The 3,260-nt window shown below is 58.8% G+C and carries 1 protein-coding gene; it reads left to right on the top strand.

Translation table 11 applies throughout. The features are described 5' to 3' along the window. The first annotated feature begins 710 nt into the window (after positions 1-710). A complete protein-coding gene (gene xopN, locus XcuCFBP2542_RS18580; protein WP_425478062.1) occupies positions 711-2,729 on the top strand; it encodes a type III secretion system effector XopN in 2,019 nt (672 codons plus the stop codon). The last annotated feature ends 531 nt before the right edge of the window (positions 2,730-3,260 follow it).

Raw genomic sequence — 3,260 nt, 5'->3', positions numbered from 1 at the left:
CCCCACCTCCGTTGCCTTCAAGTGGGGCCATTGTCCAGCCGACCCGTCGCAAATCCTGCAACTACCGGCTGAGGAATGGGGCTAATCAGGTTTGTTCTTGAACTGCTGTCCGTATCTGGCCACATCCACCTCGCGTTATCGCCCCATGTCTGATTCCTATCCGGGCGACAACTAGGCTGACGTAGGGGGCGGCTTCCCATTATCCGGGAGATGAATTCGTCGCAGTCGGCGAGTACGGATTTGCGATGTGAAAAACGAAATGGGATGGCACTGCCATCCCATTTCAATCCCGCCGATCGACTACTGACTACTGACTACTCGGTCAAGCCACGGATTTCCAGCAGGGACTTCGCTGGGGTCCCTGCCGCAGAAATCGCAATACAGCGCGGCCAGGTCGACCGATTCTTGAGCTGTTGTTCCAACATCAGCATCCCAGCCACGAGGGGATTCCGGTATGGCAACACCGATTCGCTGACCGGTCAGGATGCTGCCAGCGGAGTCATTTAGCCTACGCGCGATGCGATTCGCCATTGAATATCTCTTCTCACAAACGCCTGCATCGCGTTATTTATCTTGATATTTTTTCGGAACCATGGTCAACGCGCTGCTCATCGACACTGGGCCCGGTTCCGGGATTGCGTAGCGATCGCATTCTTCGGCACCAGATATCGATCGATGCCGCCACTCCAAAGAGAACCAAGGAATATCTGATGAAGAGCGCAATTTCATCCAATCCACTCAACCCCAGTGCATCAGCCGCAAGTCTGCATCTCCACGAGACTGAACTCACGTCCCCGAAAGCCTCGCCCAGCCGTCCGGATCAACGGCCCGAGGGCGCATTGACCAAGCTATCGCCGCGTCCGAGTAAGGGCAGCAAGCAAGCTGCTCGCCCCCCTGGTGCGACTGGCCCGCAAGTTGCACAGTCTGTTCTGTCCTCGCCGCCTGACACGGGACAGATAGCTCAGGCTGCTAGCCCCGTGGGTGCGTCAGATCTGCGGGTTTCGCAGCCTGCAACTTCCTCGTCCAGCTGCACAGCATCGCTGGTTCGACTCAAGGAAACATTGATTTCCGATAACCTGCGCCAAGTCAGGGCGGAACTGGCCGCCGAACTCATCAACAAGATCAGGCCGATGGAATCACCGGCCGCTAACGGAACCCGTGAACGCGCAGCAACCCATGCAGATCTGCTGAATCGTATTCACGAAGCAGATGCAATGGCATGGTATGAGGCGCAAGGATTAAGCGAACGCGAAGTATTCAGGATGAGGCGCACTGCATTGCTGTCCGGTATGCCCAATCCCACCGGCAGTTTCCTCAACAATGCGATGCAGTACATCGTCTCGCCCTGGATCAACAACGCAACCGGTCGGCCTTGGGCAGGCACTGGATTCGGAATAGGAACGATGTTCATCGCCGCACCGATGAACGCCGCACAGCAGTCGGCGGTGGTCAGCCTGTGCGAGTCCATCCGCGAGCATGGCGGTCACGTCATCGTGCCGGACAAGAATGAGATCAACGACAAGCACTGGCTTCCGGATCTGGCGAAAGCGCTGGAAAGCCACCTCAAAGAATTCGGTGCATGCTGCGACAGGTTCCGCGAAGCCAAGGACCCCGCCACAGCCCAACAATTGCTTGAGTCAGAAAGGCGCCTGCATCAAGCCCAGCACGACTTTGTGATGACCCAGGGTGCGCACGAACGGCAATGGATGGGCAATCGCTGGCAGGCCGTCCCTCGCATCCTGCGTTCGCCATTGGCGAGCACGCTGGGCCTGCTCATCAAAACCGGTGCAATGCGGGCATTGTCGCCAACCGCGCAGACCGTCGGTGCCCTGCTGATGACAGCGGCGCAGCATGTGGCTGCCGGCTTCGACGAACAGGCCAAGCAGGATTACAACAACAAGCTCAACCTGCTGTACGCGGATGTAGTGACAGAAACAGGCAAGTCGAAACTTGCACGTGGTGAGCCGATTGCGGCAGAGGAGATCGACCAGAGCAAACTCAAGAAACTGATTCAATCGCCCACTCAGGCTTTGGTGAAACGTGTCATCAACGGATTGGCGTCGATGGAAGAAGTGCTCAAGGAGGAAATTGCCGCGTCGCCCTCGCCGCAGGGATTGGCAAACGCGGACGACCTTGATCTGGAGGCGGGCCACGGTGGCGGCCTGACGAAGAAATTGAACTTGCTGAGCCAGGACCTGCAAGCCATGCGTGAAGGCAGGTTGGACGAACTCGACCCCAACGGGGTCGCTGCGGCATTGCTGCTAGGCGCCGAGAAGTCGGTGATGTCGCCTCAACTGATCCGCGATATCCTCAGTAAGTACACATCTCGCGAGTTCTCCGCACAGACTGCCCAACGCTTTGGCCAAATGTTCCATCTCGGCGTACTGGGCAGCGCAGCGTCGTCGGTGATCGGCAAGGTCACCTCTGCGGCACAAGGCGGAACGCAAAATGTTTCGACCGCGCAGACACTGGGAATCGCAACATTGTCGGGAGCCATGGCTGCGGTCGGCGCGCTGAATCAGCACACCGCCATCACCGTCAAGAACAATCGCCGCGAGGGCGACATCGACATCGGCTTGAAGCAGCAAGTCCTGCGCGGCGTGATGGGTGGTGTCAACGAAGCGCTATCGCAGCGTCGGGCGACCAAGGCGAGTCAAGCGATCAACACATGTTTGCAGGGCAGCGATGTGGAAGAATTATTGTGTCACGCCAAGGCGCTCATCCAATAGTTCGGGCAACCTCATGCGCAGCGCAGGGAGCGCTGCCGCAGACCATGAAAAACCTGCGACCGGCTGCGGTATTCCGCGCCGGCATCGCAGGCAGTGATCGTGCACATCGGGACGATCAGACGCCGCCGCTGGCGTAATGCGGCGGCAACCCGGGAGATGCTGTATGAAAGGGGATGCCCACCAGGCATCCCCTTCCGCTCGTTGCCGGTATCGGGGGTATGCGTGCCGATATCTCACCGGGTCAGCCCACGATTGTCCAACAGCGCCTTCACGCCGGGATCCTCGCTTCGGTGTCTCCATCTGGGGGTTCAGGGGAGCGGACGACTATCGTGACATGGAGGCCCGCCGATCGCGCGTTTTCGCTAAGGCGCTCCAGTCACCCGTCTCGTCGCTATCCAGTGAAGCTTGCCACCATCGCGGGGGCGCTCAAGCATGCATGCAGAAAAAAGGGTCTTCGCGGATCACTGTGGGTGCAATCGAGCATTTTCGGGTAGCGCGGGCAGGAAGCTGGCGATGATCTTGAGCCTCAGG

The sequence above is a fragment of the Xanthomonas cucurbitae genome (assembly GCF_002939885.1).
GTDB classification, from domain to species: domain Bacteria; phylum Pseudomonadota; class Gammaproteobacteria; order Xanthomonadales; family Xanthomonadaceae; genus Xanthomonas; species Xanthomonas cucurbitae.
The sequence above is the reverse complement of the archived record's forward strand: the minus strand, read 5'-3'. Positions and strand labels throughout refer to the sequence as shown.

What these genes read in the sequence shown, in the direction of transcription:
- xopN (WP_425478062.1), top strand. Translation starts at nt 711, where the DNA reads ATGAAGAGCGCAATTTCATCCAATCCACTCAACCCCAGTGCATCAGCC.